Source organism: Microseira wollei NIES-4236 (assembly GCF_020521235.1).
Lineage (GTDB): Bacteria > Cyanobacteriota > Cyanobacteriia > Cyanobacteriales > Aerosakkonemataceae > Microseira > Microseira wollei.
This window is the reverse complement of record NZ_BLAY01000077.1, coordinates 26,860-45,204: the sequence shown is the minus strand read 5'-3', so window position 1 is coordinate 45,204 and position 18,345 is coordinate 26,860. Positions and strand designations below refer to the sequence as shown.

Below are 18,345 nucleotides of genomic sequence, written 5' to 3'. Positions count from 1 at the left end.
AGCCGCTGGTGAATCTGCTCCCGTTGCTTTAACCGCTCCGGTTATCAATGGTTAAGATCTAGGTTGCTAGAACTTTAACGAAAAGCGCTCTCCTTTAGGGGGGCGCTTTTTGTTTTTGGGGTTTTTTAGCGGCGATCGCTCGTTCTAAGTCCAAGATTTTGGATAGAAACCGGGTTTCTGGCGCGAGATCTAGTTCCTTGGCGCAAGATTTTTCAGAGAAACCGGGTTTCTTGGCGTCAGTCCTGACCGTGTTTTATCCAGATTGCTCAATTTGTCGAAAGAAGGGATTTTTAAATTTAATTGTGCGGCGCGATCGCTTTATTTTACTGCCAGGTGAATAATTTTTACCCGGAAATCACTAATAGCTGTGCGTATCATTAAATGCAGTAACTAAAATTGTAAGTTATGATGGGCGAAGAAGACATTATTTGGATAGTTACTAATGAAACTTCTCCGATAGGGGTGACGGACGGGAGAAAAGACGGTACTCCTCTAGGGGGAAGTTGGAGCGATGAGGTAAAGCCGGGAACTGACACAAAAAAGGTAGGGGATGCGGTTCCAGTCAGGGTGCAAAAATTAGAGCAAGAAATGACTCGCTTTCTGCAAGTAGTAGGAAGGCTGTTTCAACGTGCTGAACAGCAAGCGAAAGTTGACTCCCCTGGAATGCAGCTAGACGAAATTGAACTGGTGGTGGAAATTAACGGCGAAGGTGCGGTTAAGTTACTGGGAACTGGCGGAAAAGTTGGCGGAAAGGGTGGAATAACACTCAGGTTCAAGCGCAAAGAAACACAGTGAAATGGGGAAAAACTGGGCAATTACCATTGGCATTAATCAGTACGAATTCCTGCAACCCTTGAACTATGCCAAGCGGGATGCACAGTTAATTCATGATTTTCTCCGCAATGAAGCAGGTTTTGAACGGGTGTTCTTCTTTTGTGATGACTCACCTGATTTTAATGGTATTTCAACACGTCCCCGCCGTGCTAACCTGCTGAAATTTTTGCGGGAGTTCTTTGAACACCCCCGCATGGAACGAGGGGATAACTTTTGGTTTTTCTTTAGCGGTCACGGGATGCGCCATGCTGACCGTGATTATCTCATGCCTGCCGATGGCGATCCAGGGGATGTAGAAAATACCGCAATTACTATCAACTACATCACAGAACGTTTGCGACGCTGTTGTGCTGATAATGTAGTCCTAATTTTAGATGCTTGTCGTAACCAAGGTATAAAAGCAGGTGAAGGAATTAGAGGACAAACGGCTGAAGAAGCACGTCAGACCGGAGTTATTAGCTTTTTTTCCTGTAGTCCTAATCAATACTCTTATGAAATTGAGGAATTAAAGCAAGGTGCTTTTACTCACGTACTGCTGAACAGTTTACGTAACATAGGACAAGGCGCCACGGTTAAGCAGTTGAATGACCATCTTAGTCGAGTCACTGAACTGGTTCGTCAATACAAGAATGCTCAGCAAACACCTTACGTTATTGCTGAACCTATAAATAAATCCCAGCAGATTTTGATACGGGGAGACGGGACTTCAGAGGATATCACCACTCAGAATGATGCTGACTGCTCCCATCAAAGACTAGGAGGAGGAAAGGGCGCAAAATCTGAATCTCCTCCACTCTATGAATCCAGTGAAGAGCCGCAAGTAGACTACGCCAAACTGCGGAATTTGCTGATAGCAGGCAATTGGAAAGAAGCAGATAATGAAACCTATCAATTGATACTGCGAGTGCTTGGTCGAGAACAGGAGGGTTGGTGCAGACAAGAAGATATATCAAAATTACCTTGCTCCGTTGTTCGCAAAATTGACCAGTTCTGGGTAGAGCATAGCAACGATAAGTTTGGTTTCAGGGTACAGCAGCAAATTTGGCGTAACATTCGCGGTCAAGCAGACAAGTTCGATGTATATAAATTGGCTGAGCGTATTGGCTGGCGACGGAATAATAAGTGGTTAAAATACGATGAATTTACATTTAGCTTAGATGCTAAAGAAGGACACCTGCCGTCATTTGGATACGGTAATCATCTGTGGCACGATTGGAAATCAAGTTTTGACAATTTTTTCCCTCGCGTAAGTGCAGAAAAATTTTAATTTCAGTCAGGGAGCAGCTACTTAGGTAATCTCAAAGAATTAGAAAAAAGATTACCAGCTTGCGGTAATTACTAGGGTGTATCGCTAAAACTAGGTTGGTCAGTCAATCCCCACAAGTAAAATACACCCTGTTTGGAATTATGATTGGATTCGTTAAGATTGCTGAAGATAAAGTTGGCATTGTCGAAAAGAAATGGGGAGGCCCTCGCCCTTCCCGACTGATTGCCCTGAATGGGGAAGTAGGTTTCCAGGCAGATATTCTCCGTCCCGGATTACATCCTTCGTATTTGAATGATACCATTCATCAGGTGCCGGTAACTAAGATTGCCGATGACGAAATTGGGCTAGTAGAAGCCAATGATGGTGAACCCCTAGAACCAGGAAAAATGTTTGGTAAGGTGGTTGATTGCGACAACTTCCAGAATGCCCGTAAATTTCTGGAGAACGGTGGTCAGAGGGGACAGCAGCTGGCAATTTTGACTGCTGGCACTTACTGGATTAACACCAAACTCTTTACTATTCGTAAGCAGTCAGTAATTCATATTTCTGCAAACGAAATTGGGCTAGTAGAAGCCAATGATGGTATTCCCCTACCACCAGGAAAAATGTTTGGTAAGGTAGTTGCTTGCAACAACTTCGAGGATGCCCATGAATTTATAAAAAACGGTGGTGAGAGGGGTCAGCAGCTGGCAATTTTGACTGCTGGCACTTACTGGATTAACACCAATCTGTTTACTATTCGTAAGCAGTCAGTAATTGATATTTATCCGGACGAAATTGGGCTAGTAGAAGCCAATGATGGTATTCCCCTACCACCAGGACGCATGTTTGGTAAGGTAGTTGATTGCAAGAACTTCCAGGATGCGGCGGCATTTCTGAACAACGGTGGCGAGAGCGGTCAGCAACTAACAATCCTGACTGCTGGCAATTACCAGATTAACACCAATCTGTTTACTATTCGTAAGCAGCGAGTAATCAATGTTCCTCAAGGAGAAATTGCGCTTGTCATTGCCAATGATGGTGCTAACCTGCCAGAAGGACAAATCTTGGGTAAAGTTGTTGATTGCAACAATTTTCAGGATGCGGCGGCATTTATAAATGAGGGTGGTCAGAAAGGAAAGCAGCGAGCAATCTTGACTGCTGGCACTTACCAAATTAACACCGATCTGTTCACGGTGATTACTGCTGCCAATGCTGCCCAGCATGGCATGAACCCTAATCATTTACGGGTGTATACAGTGGATGCAGACAAGATTGGTATTGTCACAACTTTTGATGGGGCCGCAATTGCACCAGGTGAAATTGCAGGTCCAATCATCCAGGGACATGACAACTTCCAAAACCCACAGAAATTTATTGAGCGAGGTGGATGTAAAGGTTTGCAACAGGAAGTTGTGCCATCAGGTTCTTGGCATTTGAATCCCTGGTTTGTCAAGGTTGAGCAAGTGCCATTAACTACTATTGAGGTGGGAACTGTTGGAGTTGTCATCTCCCACGTCGGGAACAATCCTGAGAACAATGCTAGTCATGAACCTGTTGAAAATGGATATAGAGGTATTTGCAAGCAGCCACTCTATCCTGGTAAGTATCCCATCAACACAAAAGTGAAGGATGTGGTCATCGTCCCAACTCATCAAATTACCCTCGACTGGTCAAACAAACAAAAGCCGCCAACCAACTATGATGCCAATCTTAATGCTTTGAACCTTCGTTCCAAGGATGGATTTGCCTTTGATATTGAGGTGGCGCAGGTTATTAGTATAGCTGGAGAAAATGCTCCCAGGATGATTTCTTGTGTTGGTTCCCCAGGGAGCGGTGTTTGGGAGCCAACGGTTGGCGATGGCTCTACCTCCATAAACGCCCTCAAATTTACCTCCATCAAAAATCTGGTAACCAGGGTATTAGAACCGATGGTTGGTAATCACTTCCGGAATTCTGCTCAAAATTATGAAGCGATAGACTTTCTGAAAAATCGCAGCGATCGCCAAAGAGAAGCTATAGATCATATTAAATCAGCACTGAGTAGTTATGGTGTTGAAGCTGTTGACACGTTGATTGGTGAAATTGATCTGCCTGATGAACTGGAGAAGATTCTCACCGATCGCAAAATCGCCGAGGAGAAGCTCAAAACTTATCAAGCAGAACAAGTGGCTGAAGAAGAACATCAAAAACTTATGTATGCTAAGCACCAGACAGAAACACAGAAAGATGTGGCTATAGCTGAAGCGAATGTGAAAATTGCCGAAAAGGAGGCTGAGGCATCTGTTCAGAAGGCAAAAGCGGAAGCCCAAGCACTCCGAATTAAGGGAGAAGCCGATGCATTTGTAACTCAAGCAATAGTTAATTTTATTGGTTCTGATAATTACACAAAGTTAGAGATAGCCACGAGAGCAGCCGAGAACCAATTACCAGTTGTACCGGGGGCAAATGCAACTATTTTTGTGGATAGCCAAGGTGGTATTCCAACCTCAGTCAGCGATATGTCAGCATTACAGTTTACTGCTTACATGGATACTGCACTGAAAAATAAAGCAAGGCTGTCCGAGTTACCAAAACCCCAACCTGCTGCACTTCCTCAAAGTCACATTGTCTGTCCTAATTGCCAGACTAAAAATCCATTAGATCACAATTTCTGCTTTAAATGCGGTATTCAACTACACTAATTAATCGAATATAGGGTTTTGTAATTTACCGTGCTTTTCCATAAGTATTGCATCAGCCGGGGCGGGTTTATAGAGTTGGTCTGTTAGCATCAGAAATTGGCAGGTATTACCCGCCCCTACGCAACCTGAAAATATATACAACCGATGTCAGCACAGATGAGATTAAATTGTGCGATCGCTAGTTTATAGCTAAAAGCGCTCCCAATTGGGGGCACTTTTTGTTTTTGGGGGTTTTTTAGCGACGATCTGAGAAACCGGGTTTCTTGCTGCGATCGCTAGGTTGAAGAAACCGGGTTTTTCCAAAAAAACCCGGTTTCTGTGCAGAAGTGCTATACCTACAGCAACGCAAGGGATTTTGTTAGCGATCAGCAACAAGAAACCGGGTTTTGCCAAAAAACCCGGTTTCTGTGCGAAAGTTATAGCTACAATAAAAGCACTCTCCTTGTGGAGAGGCTTTTTACTTGGCAATTTTTAGCAGGGGGCGCAAATTCATGCTCCAAACAAAAAAACAACTCACTCTGGAAGAATTTCTGGCACTACCAGAAGGCGATGTGACTTACGAATTGGTGGATGGTGAGGTAATACCAAAAATGTCACCCAAAAAATTTCATTCTCGGCTTACTAGGGTACTACTTCAGTTGTTGGATGAATGGTGTGCCAGACGAGGTGAGGTTTGTCCAGAATTAGCGATTAAATTAACTAGAAGAGGTCGAGACTGGGTACCAAGCCCCGATCTTCTGTACATTTCTGCCGCTCGGTTTCCGTCAGACTGGGAGGAAGATGGAGCCTGTTCTGTTCCGCCAGAATTAGTTATCGAAATTATTTCACCGGGACAAACTTTTGGGCAATTAGCTGCTAAAGCGAGGGATTATTTGGATGCGGGAGTGTTGCGAGTTTGGGTGGTGGATAGTCAAGCGAGAAGCATTACGGTTTTTTATCCAGATGCGCCGCCGCCGACTTATATGGGAGATACGCTATTAGTTGATTCTCTGTTTGAGGGTTTGGAAATTACGGCACAGCAGGTTTTTCAATTAGCAAGAATACCAGGTTGAAGCAACTGGGTTAGAACTTACGCAAGGGCGTTCCTATCATCTTTGTTTCTTGGTGCGATCGCGTAGCTAGGGGTGTGCATATCGCTTGTTGCAAGTCGAAGATTTTTCCTAGAAACCCAGTTTCTTGGCGTCAGTCCTGGCGAGGATAACTTGGGTTAGAATCGGCTGGCATCATCTCGGTTAGAATAGAAACATTTCTGCGGCTAGTTAGTCATTACATAAAAACGAAGGTGCGAACTATGAACAAAATTAAGTTGCTGTTGCTTGCTTGCTCTTGGATCTTGGGCGCTATGCTGATTTTGGCACATCCTGCCCATGCCGCGATACGCCTGACGGCACGCTGCGCGATCGCACGCCCACTAACAGTCCAACTTTTATCCACGCCAGCTATCCAAACTATCCCAGTATCCTTTGGCAAAAAACATGGGGAAAATTCCCCAGCGATGTTAACCGCCAAAGACGAAATTAATTCTATCCATCAATCTGGTTGCGGTTGTGCTACCTGCCAAAATGGTTTCGAGCAACTGCAAGGTCGCTTTCCCCAACCCAATTTTTAGATTTTGGATTTTAGATTTTAGATTTAATATCATGTGCGATAGCATCGTACTTGCATATTTAATGGTGTTGTAGGGGCGGGTTTTACCAACCATTCAGTGGAACCAAGAAATATTTCGTTAAACCCGCCCCGTCCGTGGGATGCCCTTCTCGTTCCGACTGGAACGAGAATAATTTTATTTAATTTTTAATTTATTCAGCAGTCGCACAATTCTCACAGAATTATGGGCGACTTCGGGTCGCGTCAAAATTCCTTGAGAAGGGCTAAACAGCAGGGTTAAGATAAATAAGACCGAAACAACTAACACAATTGCTGCCCCTGATGGCACGTTTAAGTAGTAGCAATCGGTAGCAAGAGAAGCGCAGGTTAAAGTTATCGCCGTTGCTGGAAATCAAGGAATTAAAATTTGGAATGCTTTGGACTGGGATGAAGATCCGGAAATTTTAGAAGTAGCTGCTGCTAGTTTAGCGATCGCATGGTCAAACGAGGGCAAATACATCGCCTCCGCCAACTTAGATCGCACCCTCACAGTTTGGGAATGGGGTAACCCCAGTCCCTGGTTAATGCGCGGTTTTCCAGGTAAATTACACAATTTATCTTGGTCAAATATCAACGCGCAATTGGGAGTTCCCCTGCTAGCTTCATCCTGTGCGAATAGCGTTGTGGTGTGGGAAAAAGATGCAGATGAAACAATTGGTTGGGATGGTCGTATATTAGATGGACATGTGGGTATTGTATGTGCGATCGCATTCCAACCCGGCAGTTTCCTCCTCGCTTCCGCCGCCGATGATGGTGCAGTTGGTTTGTGGCAAAAAGCCAAACAACTCGCTCAAACTCTCACAGGCGCACCAGACGGTTTTTCCTGCCTCGCTTGGCATCCCCAAGGTCATAAACTCGCCGCCGGAGGACAAAACGGAGAATTAATCGTTTGGTCACAAAGTACAACTGGCAAGGGATTTAGCAGCCGCTAATCGCAATTAAAAAGAAAACATTCTAGCGACTAACGCAAGTTGCTAATTGCTAATTGCTAATTGCTAATTGCTAATAGTTAATTGCTAATATAGGATTTTTACTGACATTAGCCATTAGCTGCTATGTATGAGATAACTAGCAACTTGATTTACTAGCCAGTTATATCATCTCCGTTTGCATCGGAATTACTGCGCGTAGGGGCAATGAGCAATGAGCAATTAGCAATTAGCAAGAAAGGCCGATCATTCCGATGCAACCGGATTTGATCTAACGACAATATTGACATTTACGCAAAGGTTTTCTATGTGAATGGGTTGGCAAATATCTAGTGGTTTAATCTGCCCATATAGCGTTTGAATTTTGTCATGTAAGTTCTGGCTTACTTGTTCGACCAAAGCATCAATATACGAGGTTGGGTTATCTTCATTTTCTGCGATCGCAGATGGTTGGGGTTTTTCTGCGATCGCTTCCCAGTCTAAGTGCAACGCCACGCAAATTTCTTCAAAGTTGAGGCGAGACACGCGATCGCCTCGCAGAAACGCTTGGACTGTCGAGCGAGCAAGTCCTACTTTATCAGCTAAATCTTGCTGACGATGAAATAAACGATCGACAGCCAGCTTAACTGTTTCGATTCGATCTGGAGTAACTCTAATTCCTGGTTTTTTACCCATAGTAGCCACAAGTTGAACTTTTTTACTTCTTGAATTGATGCGCCATAGTCCAGACATGATATCACACCAGAGACGGGAGAGAAGATTCGAGATTTTCTCTTAACATCAAAGGCGTTGAAACTTTCAAAGGATCTCGCTGAACGGCTGCTATCCCTTGACGCACTGCCACAACAATTTGATTTTGAAACCGATTTTTAGCGACTAGCTGTTGTCGCTGCCATCCTTCAATACTTGTTGCGTACATAGCAGGTAAACGATTGAGAGCATATGCCATAATTTGCTCTGATTGCAAATATTTAACTAACTGGGGTGGCAGGTGCTGGAGTTGCCGTTCTAATTCTTCTGCTACTAACGGTTCCAAAGCATTGCGATAGAACTTTGTGCTATTAATTGGCGTTGAGGTATTCATAAAAATCCTGGCAAAAAGTGAAAGATTTTTTGTGGTAATTACTCACATGTGGATGAAACAAAGAGGCTCTCAAATGACGACATTCCTGTTTGAATTCACCATCCATAACGGCTCGCTGTAAGAGCGTAAAGGCATCTAAATCTTCCCAGTCGTACTTGGTTTTTAATAGCCGCCGGAGTTGCTCTTACTCTGCAATGCTTAGAAAACCAGTCGTTAAACTTTGTTGAACTATTTCGCGAATTGAACTCATAAGGCGTGGTAGTCTTCAACTGGTTGGTTATTAGGATGCTTGCCGCCTGCCTCCCATGTCTTACAGAATGCCATAATTATTTTGGGAAACAGGCTCACTGTTTGACTCACCTTTGATTCACTCGTTGATTCACCGTTCGTTTAAAGGCTTTTGGCACTCAATCTTGGCATATACTTGGTGTAGGACAAACAGAGCGCTTTGCTAACCAAGTTGCTTTATTAGTTGTAGGTTGGGTTGAAGTTATGAAACCCAACCAGCCAAAAGACATGCTGGTGTTGGGTATCCCTGTTTCTCAACTCAGATCTTGCACCTATGATTTTCGCCCGCCGTGGACTCAAGTCCAAGGGCTTTTAGCCTAAGTCCACGCTCAGTGGACTGAAATCTGATTAACAGTCCATTTCAATGGACTTTCGCTATTAGCCAGAGAATTGATTCTCTGGCGGTTGCGAACAATGGTGCAAGATCTGAGTCAACCTAACCTACAAACACCTTGAATACTTATCCTGAACAATTGCAGTAAGTTTAACCAGGTCACACTCTACAGGAGAAAACCTATGGCAGCATTGCACGAAACAGGAAATATTATCGCCAAACGGTATCGCATTTTAGATACTTTAGGACGGGGTGGCTGCGGTATCACCTACAAAGCAGAAGATTTACAAAGCGGTCAAAAAGTGGCACTGAAAGCCGTTTCACTGCACCACCTCCAAGACTGGAAGCAGCTAGATTTGTTTGAACGCGAAGCAAAAATACTCAAACACTTAGACCACCCAGCCATTCCCCGCTATCTGGATTACTTTGAAGTAGACACAAGGGAAGACAGGGCATTTTATATTGTTCAACAGCTTGTTGAAGGCAAATCTCTAGCAACAATGGTGCAGGAACAAGGCTGGCGCACGAATGAAAGTGGAGTGCGACTTATTGCGACTCAAGTATTGGAAATACTGGTTTACCTGCAATCGCTGAAACCGCCTGTCTTTCACCGAGATATCAAGCCGCAAAATCTGATTTGGGGTGAAAACGGTAAGATTTTTCTGGTGGATTTTGGGGCCGTTGCCGATACCTATCGCAGCACCTTTCATCCTGATAGGAGCAAGCATGACTTTGATCTTGAACCAACTGCCTAGTGCCTTCGCGTTATTACAGGATAAGGTTTGCCAAAAACAAGACAATCGAACTTTCCCCAGCCTAGTAAAATCTAGCTTGCCATTCCCGGTAGCCTCTTGGGACTTTAACGAGTGCGGCGGTGCTGGTCAATCTTTACTTGCTAGTCAATTAGTTAATACAGCTAACGGAACAACTGTTAGGAATGTTACCTGTGGGAAGGGGAAATTTAGATATGCAGCTTGGTTTAACGGTGTCGATTCTTTAATTGAAATTCCCGACCAATCTAGCTTCAGATTTACCAATCAAATGAGCGTTAGCGCTTGGGTGAATCCCTCACGCCTATCAGGACTGCAAACCATTGTGAATAAGTGGTATGCAATGGACTCGTATATGCTGAGTATTGCCAATGGTAATTATGAGTTTGTAGTGGCGTTTCCTGGCGGCGAGTGGGGGACTCCTATCAAAGTTTCAGCACCCGCTACCGTTGGTGTTTGGACGCACTTAACTGGAGTTTTTGATGGTCATAAAATATTACTTTACATTAACGGTCAATTGGCAGCTTCGACGGTAGCTAGAGGAACGCTTCAAGCTTCTGACCGTCCTATTTCTATTGGCTATCATCCTAGCTGGAATGCGTTCCAAGGTGGTATCGATCAAGTGCAACTTTATAACGTGGCTTTAGATGCACAACAGATACAGCAATTGTCATCTGCACCTTAGCGAATTGGAATATCCTGCCAATCAGAAGTACTTGAATAAATTGCTAAAGCTTGGAAAATTTCTCGCAGATTGCGCCCTGCATATCCTACTGCAAGGGGCGATCGCTTTCTCAACAGCCCTTGTATTTGCAACAGATGGGACTCCAGGTTACTTTCGCTTCTAAACTCCCTTTGGAGGCTCTGCACGAGCCGTGCCAGCACCTGGTAAGCTGAACGGTCATCCGGGTTAGAAGGCGCGTTAGGCTTAACCAGAGAATGGTTTCTGAATACTTGGAAATGCTCGATATTTTGCGTTTCCAATACGGCGTCAATTTCATCGATAACTTGTTCGATTAATTCCTCGGTTACGTATTTCATCACCAAGGGTTGAAGAGCATAAAGCACCCGATCGGCTGGGGTGACTTTTTCCAGTAGCGATCGCCTCTCCAACGAAGCCAACGCTTCCACAACAAAAGAAGCGGCGGGAGGCACGTGCAAGTTGGCTTGTAACCTCGATAGCGAAACGGGTTCGCGCTCAATTGTTAGCCAATATAGTAACTCCTTTTCTAATTCACAGAGGCGATTAACTTGTTGCTGGAGTAGGGTACGCAAGCGATCGCCTAACACCAACGTACTCTGACTGAGGAACTCGGCAACATTGCCGTTGAACACTTCCTGTATCATCGTTGTAATCACTTTTAGCGCTAGGGGATTACCGCCGTAAAGCGCAATTAATTCCGTCAGTCCTGGTTCAGAATCAGAATAACCTTTAGCCTGGAAAATCTCGATTGCTTCCTGGGGTGGCAAACCTCGTAATTGTAGCGATCGCACGGGCAAGTTTTCTCCTTGCAATACGGCAATTTCTTGGGGTTTTTCCCGACTGGTTAGCACGATACAACTTTGGTGGCGATCGCTGCTAACACGTCGCAATAATTCCCCATAGCCCTCATATCCTTCGCGACAGCGTCCAACGCCAGGACGAGACTTACTTTTGTCGCTGGCAAAAATTACCTCGGCTTCATCTAATATTACCAAACACCGTCGCTGTCGCAAATACTCGATTAGTTGGGATATTCCCCGATTAATTTCCCCAGGTGAAACAACAACTTGAGTGGAAGATAAAACAGAAAGCAAGCTGCCCAAAAGCGACTCAATTGATTGGGCAACTTTTAAAGACCGCCAAATTAAAACCTCAAATTGCTCCTGAATTTGGTCGGCTAGCATCACGGCTAAAGTCGTTTTGCCAATGCCGCCCAAGCCCAACAAAGCTATTACTTTACAACGGTCTTGCGAAATCCATTCCACCAGTTGATTCAACTCGGCTGTGCGTCCGTAAAAACTGTCTAATTCGGGCGCTTCTCCCCAATCTGCTAATACCGTTTGTTCTGATTCTGGTACTAATTTAGTATCGGCAATTTCTGACCAATTGCTGATACCAACAGCCGCACAAATAGCGATGAAATTATCGCGCTGAATAGGTTTACCCAGCCAAAAACGACGCAATGTAGCTCTGGAGGTGTGTGCAGTCTGCCACCATGTGGCGGTGCAGGTTTTTGTCCAACCTTGTCTGCGTCTGGCTCGGTCAACAATTTCCATTCCCGTCGCCGATGCTCTAAGAGAATCTGTCGCGAACATGTTTACCAGTCAGGGTGAGTCTTACAAACAATATACGCCCATAACAGACATCCTGTGTGGATAGTAAGTAATATTTACAGCAGATTGCAAATGAGTGAGGTACACCGAAGGTTTGTGTAGCGGCTGCCATTTTTGCTGCCGCTACACAAACAAAGCGATTTCGCTGTACCTCAAGCGGCTGCAATCTGCTGTAATACTAAATGAACTACCCGCCCGTTAGTTCCCAGCGCTCGTGACAGCATTACCTTTGCTGCGGCTTCGGTGCTTGTGGAGATTGGATCGGCTAAAATTTTGTTTCGCTCTGAATGCGGAATTGAGCGATCGCCGAGTGAAGTAACTTGATATGAGATGCTTGGAGCGATCGCTAACATTACCATGCCAAACAAAAAAGAAAACCCTGGCTGTGGATGTGCTAATATTCCAATTTCATTCCTCGTAGTTTTGTTAGGTCTTGGTTATTGGGGCTTTACAAATCTAGATCGACTAAATATCGGCAAACTTCTACCTGAAAGCATCAGTAAATTTCTGCCTATTAATCAACAACAACCTGCGCCAAATTTTACTCCTGCACCGCAGCCTCCCGTAGCAGTTGCCAATCATGCTCCTCCAAAAGTGATGCCAACTGAAACACCAATAACCAAAGCAAAAGCTTCACCTTCACCTGTCACCCCTGCTCCCTCCGCATCACCTCAAACTGAAACACCAACAACCAAACCACAAGCTTCACCTTCACCTGTCACCCCTGCTCCCTCCGCATCGCCTCAAACAACTTGGGAGCAAAAACAAATCAGAGGAATTTACTTAAGTCGCTATCAAGTGACGAATAATGCTAGCGAACAAACAATTCGCGAACGAGTTCGTTACTATCGCCAACAAGGCATAAATACAATTATTCATGGCGTTTGGGGCAATGGCTGCACGATGTATAACAGCGAGGTGATGCAGCAAACATTCGGATTAAAAAGTTGCCCCAACCAATTTCAAGAGCAATGGTTAGATTGGCTGATTGATGAGGCGCACAAGCAAGGAATGCAAGTACACGCCTATTTTGAGAAAGGCATTAAAATTGATAAAAATAGCCCGATTTTTGACATAGCAATTGCTAAAAAATGGGTGGTGCCTGGAGTCGATAGAACCTACCCTGGGATCGAACATTACGTACTAGATGTCGAGATTCCAGAAGTTGCCGATCTATTCAGAAAAATCTCAGTCGAGTTCGTCAAAAAGTATCCCAAGATCGATGCAGTTCAGTGGGATGATTACCTGGGGTATCATGCTGAATTACCTGGAAAAGTCGATCGGACTACTCATTTAACTAATTTTGTGCGACAAATGAGAGCGGACATCAAAAAAGTGAATCCGAGCGTTAGCTTCGATCTTTGCCATCACAATCCTTATTGGGGTAAGCGTTATTTTGCCGCTGATTGGGCAAATTGGGATGTTGACCGAGCTTTCATTCAGATTTATAACGATGCTAATTTTAAGCAAGAGCTAGAGTATGCCGTCAATTATCAGGGGGTTGCCATTTCAGATCAACAGTTAAATCGCTTACCAGAACTGATTGGCAATCCCAAAATTCAGAGTATTTTAGTGTTTCCTTCCGATGGAAAACCAGAACAGACTGCTGCTGCGGTCAAAAAGCTTATTTCCTCAAATAAATAATAACTCAAGTTGCTAGTTATAAACAAGGGCGTTGCTAACTGCTAATTGCTAATTGCTAATATAGGATTTTTACTAGCATTAGCCATTAGCCATTAGCCATTAGCCATTAGCCATTAGCCATTAGCCATTAGCCATTAGCCATTAGCCATTAGCCATTAGCCATTAGCCATTAGCCATTAGCCATTAGCCATTAGCCATTAGCCATTAGCTGCTATGCATGAGATAACTAGCAACTTAAGTTATTATCTATGACCCAGGCGACTCTGGTGTTGTTGTTGATTCAGGCGCAGGGGTTGGTGTTGATTCAGGCGCAGCGGTGGGTTCGGGTTCCGGTGCAGGTCGGGATCTGTAGTACGGAACTGTTTGCACACCGCGCTCTGATTTAGGCTCAGTTTTTGGTTCAGGCTCAGTTTTTGGTTCAGGTTCAGTTTTTGGTTCAGGTTCAGTTTTTGGTTCAGGTTCAGTTTTTGGTTCAGGTTCAGTTTTTGGTTCAGGTTCAGTTTTTGGTTCAGGTTCAGGTCTTGGTTGAGGTTTGTAGTAGGGAACCGTTTTCGGGTCGGGACCTGGTGTAGCCTCAGCAGTTGGTTGTGGTTCTGGTTTAGCCTCAGCAGTTGGTTCTGGCTGGGGTCTGCGTCGTCGCGGAACAGTTTGTATATCCGGTTCTGGTTGAGTAACAGTAATCGGGTTCGGTTGTCGCCTTCTTCGTGGAGGTGAAATTTGCGGTTGGGATTGTGGTTGCGAAACAGTTACAGGTGGGGTTTCTGGTTTAGACTCTGGTTCAGGTTTTTGTATTTTCTCAATTAAAAATTGTGCGTCTTTGTAGCAGCCTTGATTTCCTTGTTCGAGGCAGAGTTTTGCAGTTTTCTGAAAGTCTTCAATTGCCGATTGCTTTTCGCCCAGTGCGCGGTGAGCTAGACCGCGATTGTAATAGGCTAAAGAATTATTCGGTTTAATTTGAATTACTTGGTTGGCATCTTTCAGCGCTTCTTGATACTTTCCGAGTTTGCGATACAAATTGCTCCGGTTAATGTAGGCTCTGGTATCGTTGGGAGCAAGCCCAATGGCGAGGGTGTAATCTTCGATTGCTCCCAGTCTATCTCCCAAGTCTTCGCGAGCTAACCCACGGGTGATATAGGCTAAAGAAAGTTTAGGATTAATCTGAATCGCTTGAGAAGAATCTGCAATCGATTTTTGTTTATCGCCGAGACTATAGTAAGTACTTGCCCGATTGACGTAAGTTAAAGCATTGGCAGGATCGAGCCGAATTGCTTGCGTGCAATCTTCAATTGATGCTTGATAATTTTTTAAATTTCCTTGAGCAGCGCAACGCCTTCTGTAAGCATCGGCATAGTTGGGATTAATCCGAATTGCTTGAGTAGAATCTTCAATTGTTCCCTGATAATCTGCCAGGTGAAAGCGAGCATCGCCTCGTTCGTAGTAGGCTTGGGCGTAATTGGGATTGAGTTGAATTGCTTGATTAAACTGTTCAATAGCTGCTTGCTTGTCGCCGGTTTTAGCCTTTTCCAGCCCTTGGTTGTAGAAGGCAATCGCTCGACTCTGAGGCATCTGACTGTAAACAACTCCCGCCAATCCACCCACCACAATTAAAGCGGCACTTGCTGCTAAAATTCGCCGCCGCTTGTTCTGAGGCTGATTCTGCTCGTTATTCTGGATATTTTGGATAGAAGAAACCCTCGTTGTCGGCACAGATGAATTACCAGAAACTGCACCAATTTTTTCCAAATCAGCTAGCACTTCCGTTGCCGATTGGTAACGCTGAAGATAGCCCGGTCGCACCATTTTATCGATGACATCTGCTAATTCTGCACTCACCTGTCCTCGGTGGCGCCAGACGACTTCACCCGTGTTGGGATTGTTGGGGTCTCGCAATTTGCTTAACTCATTTGTGGCTAATCCCAAAAGTGCTTGGATACCGAGCATACCCAGGGCATAAATATCGCTATTAAATTGAGGCTGACCGTGAAATTGTTCGATTGGCATATAGCCCGGAGTGCCGATTACAACCGTTTGAATGATTTCTCCCCGCGCAATTTGAGTGCCGATTTCTTTCACCGCCCCAAAATCAATCAAAAATATTTTTTCGTCTGATTCGCGGCGCATTAAATTAGCGGGTTTAATGTCCCGGTGGATAACTCCCTCTCCGTGGACAAAGACCAAAATCTGCAACACTTCTGTTAACAATTTGATAACTCGGTCTTCAGTCCAACGTTGACCGGGAAAAATCTCCTGGGTTAAAGGATGACCGGGAATGAATTGTTGAACTAAATAGAATTCTTGGTTTTCTTCTAAGTCAGCTAGTAAGGTAGGAATTTGGTTGTGCTGACCTAACTTTTCTAGAATTTCTGCTTCTGTTTTAAATAAGCGGCGAGCAGTTTGCAACCCTTGAGGGTTGTTGCTGAGGTAGCGCAGTTGCTTCACCACGCAGGAGGGATGACCCGGACGTTTGATATCTTGGGCTAAAAAAGTTTGCCCAAACGCTCCTGCGCCCAAAACTCGAACAATTTGGTAACGTCCATCCACAAGTTGACCAATCACGATCCTGTCCCAACCGTTTTTTGCTCTATTCCACAGGTTGGACTTGTTTTCCGGATATTTTTACAGCGTTTTGCAACAGAATAGAATACACGGGAGTAGGGGCACGGCATCAGCAACATAGAACTGTAAATCAATAGATTGTCAAATGCCGTGCCCCTACACAATATCTCGCCAAGTCGTGTCAGTGCATCCAGACTGCGCTAGGGTAGGGATTGAGATAAACTTTTCACTATGTTACCTGACAAACTCCCTGTCTTATTCTTGAGTGCGGCTTTGCTGCTAACCTCGCTGACTGCTTGCGCCAACAGTCCAAATAGTAAAAATTTGGAGCAATCTTTAGCAGCAGATCCTCAGTTGCAAGAAAACCCGGTTACTCTGGGTCAACCAGTAACCGATACAAATCCTCAGCAGAATCAACCGCAAGTTCAATTACCAGGTGATTTTCCATCAGAAATTCCCCGCTATCCCGATGCGACGTTAAAGGAAGTGACCCAACAGGATGCTTCCCAATTAACGCGCTGGACTAGCGACGCTCCTACCAATATCGTGCAAAGTTTCTATCAAAAGGAATTTCAAAATAACAACTGGGAAATTGTCAGCCAAACCACTGCTGAAGAAAGTCCCTTGGTAGCGCGTCGCAATGACTTACAAGTGACAGTAAATATTCGACCCGCGCCAACTAATGTCGCGACGCCTTCACCCAATCAAACTCCTGCAACAACGGAATTTACTATTACCTATACCCGCAACAGTAGCGTGGCAGCGACTGCAACGCCGACACCTTCCCCATCTCCAGAGGTTGCTAAAGAGCCAACTCCATCACCAGAACCCGTCACTTCTACTAATACCGAATCGCAAGTTTTTGCTGATATTAATAATGCGCCAAAAGAGTTGCGTTCTTACATTACCGATTTGGCAAAATTGGAAGTATTAACTCCTAACCCAGCAGCAAAAACCAATCCCCCCACTACCAGCAACCAATTTGCACCCAATACTATTATCAGCCGCCGCGATTATGCCAGTTGGTTAGTTGCTACAAATAATCGCATGTATGCCAATAATCCGGCGAAACAAATTCGGTTGGCAAATTCATCTTCTCAACCGGCATTTCAAGATGTGCCTCCCACTCACCCCGACTTCGGCGCCATTCAAGGATTAGCTGAAGCGGGTTTAATTCCCAGTCCTTTATCTGGCGATAGTACCGCAGTATTGTTTCGTCCCGGCGCACCTTTGACGCGGGAACAAATGATGCTTTGGAAAGTACCTTTAGACACTCGCCAATCTTTACCCAATGCTTCAGTTGATGCGGTGAAACAAACTTGGGGTTTCCAAGATGCCGGTAAAATTGACCCGAAAGCGTTAAGGGCAATTTTGGCAGATCACCAAAATGCAGATGTATCAAATATCCGCCGAGTTTTTGGTTTTACTACTTTATTTCAACCGAAAAAACCAGTGACTCGCGCCGAAGCAGCAGCGACGCTTTGGTATTTTGGCACCCAAGGGGAAGGAGTATCGGCAAAAGAGGCGTTGCAATTGAAACCGCAGTCTAATTAGCTTAATAAACCCGGGTTTCTGGGATAAAAAGATCGGGACTTATATCAAGTCCGGTGGCATGGATAGCGTCTGCCGGGGCGGGTTTATTTACAGCGGATTGCACCCGCATGAGGTACACCGAGAGTTTGTGTAGCGGCACCCTTAAGGGTGCCGCTACACAAACGAAGCCATTTGGCTTTCCCTAGACGAGCTTGCAATCCGCTGTAACAATAGCGCTGTTAGCAAATATCTCTCGTAAAACCCGCCCCTACTATACACAACCTTTGCTACCAGACTTGATATTACGCAGCAAATTCAAGCGATCGCAACACCGGATTGCACGTTGAAGCCTTCTACAGATTTCGGATCAATGATAACATTTCTATCACCCCCGGCTTCTTTTGGCTCACCGCACCTAACCACTACGAACGCAATCCCGATGTGGTAATCGGTGTCGTTAGAACCAGCTTTGCTTTCTAG

Annotated in this window: 15 protein-coding genes and 2 pseudogenes; 11 read left to right on the top strand and 6 right to left on the bottom strand. The window is 44.8% G+C overall.

What is annotated here, in order from left to right; all coding sequences use genetic code 11:
• Positions 1-405: 405 nt before the first annotated feature.
• From MiSe_RS24055 to MiSe_RS24035, 5 genes are all read left to right on the top strand, one after another.
• Entirely contained in the window at positions 406-795 is a 390-nt protein-coding gene (locus MiSe_RS24055; protein ID WP_226585615.1) for a Pepco domain-containing protein, read from the top strand.
• Between the two features lies 1 nt (position 796).
• Entirely contained in the window at positions 797-2,101 is a 1,305-nt protein-coding gene (locus MiSe_RS24050) for a GUN4 domain-containing protein (protein WP_226585613.1), read from the top strand.
• Positions 2,102-2,241: 140 nt separating this feature from the next.
• Complete coding sequence (locus MiSe_RS24045) at positions 2,242-4,764, top strand: SPFH domain-containing protein (protein ID WP_226585611.1); 2,523 nt, start codon at positions 2,242-2,244, stop codon at positions 4,762-4,764.
• A gap of 491 nt (positions 4,765-5,255) precedes the next feature.
• Positions 5,256-5,816 carry a Uma2 family endonuclease gene (locus tag MiSe_RS24040; RefSeq protein ID WP_226585609.1) on the top strand — a complete coding sequence of 187 codons (561 nt, stop codon included), beginning with the start codon at positions 5,256-5,258 and terminating at the stop codon, positions 5,814-5,816.
• A 239-nt stretch (positions 5,817-6,055) separates the two neighbouring features.
• Entirely contained in the window at positions 6,056-6,373 is a 318-nt protein-coding gene (locus MiSe_RS24035; protein WP_226585607.1) for a hypothetical protein, read from the top strand.
• Positions 6,374-6,547: 174 nt separating this feature from the next.
• On the opposite strand, the pseudogene MiSe_RS24030 reads toward MiSe_RS24035, so the two are convergent.
• Positions 6,548-6,712: pseudogene (locus MiSe_RS24030) on the bottom strand (metal ABC transporter permease); the annotation flags it as partial.
• Positions 6,713-6,788: 76 nt separating this feature from the next.
• On the opposite strand from MiSe_RS24030, the gene MiSe_RS24025 reads away from it, so the two are divergent.
• Positions 6,789-7,343, top strand: a complete 555-nt coding sequence (locus MiSe_RS24025; protein ID WP_226585604.1) for a WD40 repeat domain-containing protein — start codon at positions 6,789-6,791, stop codon at positions 7,341-7,343.
• A gap of 243 nt (positions 7,344-7,586) precedes the next feature.
• Here the strand turns inward: MiSe_RS24025 and MiSe_RS24020 are convergent, their stop codons facing one another.
• Positions 7,587-8,072, bottom strand: a complete 486-nt coding sequence (locus MiSe_RS24020) for a helix-turn-helix domain-containing protein (RefSeq protein ID WP_226585602.1) — start codon at positions 8,070-8,072, stop codon at positions 7,587-7,589.
• A 4-nt stretch (positions 8,073-8,076) separates the two neighbouring features.
• Positions 8,077-8,424, bottom strand: a complete 348-nt coding sequence (locus MiSe_RS24015) for a late competence development ComFB family protein (protein ID WP_226585600.1) — start codon at positions 8,422-8,424, stop codon at positions 8,077-8,079.
• An 804-nt stretch (positions 8,425-9,228) separates the two neighbouring features.
• Here MiSe_RS24015 and MiSe_RS24005 point away from each other — a divergent pair.
• On the top strand, positions 9,229-9,801 hold the full coding sequence (locus MiSe_RS24005; protein WP_226585599.1) for a serine/threonine protein kinase: 573 nt from the start codon (positions 9,229-9,231) through the stop codon (positions 9,799-9,801).
• Positions 9,773-10,501 carry a LamG domain-containing protein gene (locus tag MiSe_RS24000; RefSeq protein ID WP_226585598.1) on the top strand — a complete coding sequence of 243 codons (729 nt, stop codon included), beginning with the start codon at positions 9,773-9,775 and terminating at the stop codon, positions 10,499-10,501. The genes MiSe_RS24005 and MiSe_RS24000 overlap by 29 nt, the downstream gene beginning before the upstream one ends.
• On the opposite strand, the gene MiSe_RS23995 is transcribed toward MiSe_RS24000, so the two are convergent.
• Positions 10,498-12,114, bottom strand: coding sequence for an NB-ARC domain-containing protein (locus MiSe_RS23995; RefSeq protein ID WP_226585597.1), 1,617 nt, complete (start codon positions 12,112-12,114; stop codon positions 10,498-10,500). The two genes, MiSe_RS24000 and MiSe_RS23995, sit on opposite strands and share 4 nt — an antisense overlap.
• A gap of 170 nt (positions 12,115-12,284) precedes the next feature.
• On the bottom strand, positions 12,285-12,491 hold the full coding sequence (locus MiSe_RS23990; RefSeq protein ID WP_226585596.1) for a hypothetical protein: 207 nt from the start codon (positions 12,489-12,491) through the stop codon (positions 12,285-12,287).
• Here MiSe_RS23990 and MiSe_RS23985 point away from each other — a divergent pair.
• Positions 12,490-13,776: a family 10 glycosylhydrolase gene (locus tag MiSe_RS23985; RefSeq protein WP_226585595.1), complete on the top strand. Its 1,287-nt coding sequence runs from the start codon at positions 12,490-12,492 to the stop codon at positions 13,774-13,776. The two genes, MiSe_RS23990 and MiSe_RS23985, sit on opposite strands and share 2 nt — an antisense overlap.
• A gap of 246 nt (positions 13,777-14,022) precedes the next feature.
• Here MiSe_RS23985 and MiSe_RS23980 read toward each other — a convergent pair whose 3' ends face one another.
• A complete protein-coding gene (locus MiSe_RS23980; RefSeq protein WP_226585594.1) occupies positions 14,023-16,332 on the bottom strand; it encodes a tetratricopeptide repeat protein in 2,310 nt (769 codons plus the stop codon).
• 231 nt (positions 16,333-16,563) lie between these two features.
• Between MiSe_RS23980 and MiSe_RS23975 the strand changes: the two genes are divergently transcribed.
• Positions 16,564-17,886, top strand: a complete 1,323-nt coding sequence (locus MiSe_RS23975) for an S-layer homology domain-containing protein (protein WP_226585592.1) — start codon at positions 16,564-16,566, stop codon at positions 17,884-17,886.
• Between the two features lie 297 nt (positions 17,887-18,183).
• Positions 18,184-18,345, top strand: a pseudogene (locus MiSe_RS23970) (carbohydrate porin); the annotation flags it as partial.

Coding starts and splice junctions, on each gene's coding strand:
- MiSe_RS24055 (WP_226585615.1), top strand. CDS start 406: ATGATGGGCGAAGAAGACATTATTTGGATAGTTACTAATGAAACTTCT.
- MiSe_RS24050 (WP_226585613.1), top strand. CDS start 797: ATGGGGAAAAACTGGGCAATTACCATTGGCATTAATCAGTACGAATTC.
- MiSe_RS24045 (WP_226585611.1), top strand. CDS start 2,242: ATGATTGGATTCGTTAAGATTGCTGAAGATAAAGTTGGCATTGTCGAA.
- MiSe_RS24040 (WP_226585609.1), top strand. CDS start 5,256: ATGCTCCAAACAAAAAAACAACTCACTCTGGAAGAATTTCTGGCACTA.
- MiSe_RS24035 (WP_226585607.1), top strand. CDS start 6,056: ATGAACAAAATTAAGTTGCTGTTGCTTGCTTGCTCTTGGATCTTGGGC.
- MiSe_RS24020 (WP_226585602.1), bottom strand. CDS start 8,072: ATGTCTGGACTATGGCGCATCAATTCAAGAAGTAAAAAAGTTCAACTT.
- MiSe_RS24015 (WP_226585600.1), bottom strand. CDS start 8,424: ATGAATACCTCAACGCCAATTAATAGCACAAAGTTCTATCGCAATGCT.
- MiSe_RS24005 (WP_226585599.1), top strand. CDS start 9,229: ATGGCAGCATTGCACGAAACAGGAAATATTATCGCCAAACGGTATCGC.
- MiSe_RS24000 (WP_226585598.1), top strand. CDS start 9,773: ATGACTTTGATCTTGAACCAACTGCCTAGTGCCTTCGCGTTATTACAG.
- MiSe_RS23995 (WP_226585597.1), bottom strand. CDS start 12,114: ATGTTCGCGACAGATTCTCTTAGAGCATCGGCGACGGGAATGGAAATT.
- MiSe_RS23985 (WP_226585595.1), top strand. CDS start 12,490: ATGCCAAACAAAAAAGAAAACCCTGGCTGTGGATGTGCTAATATTCCA.
- MiSe_RS23990 (WP_226585596.1), bottom strand. CDS start 12,491: ATGGTAATGTTAGCGATCGCTCCAAGCATCTCATATCAAGTTACTTCA.
- MiSe_RS23975 (WP_226585592.1), top strand. CDS start 16,564: ATGTTACCTGACAAACTCCCTGTCTTATTCTTGAGTGCGGCTTTGCTG.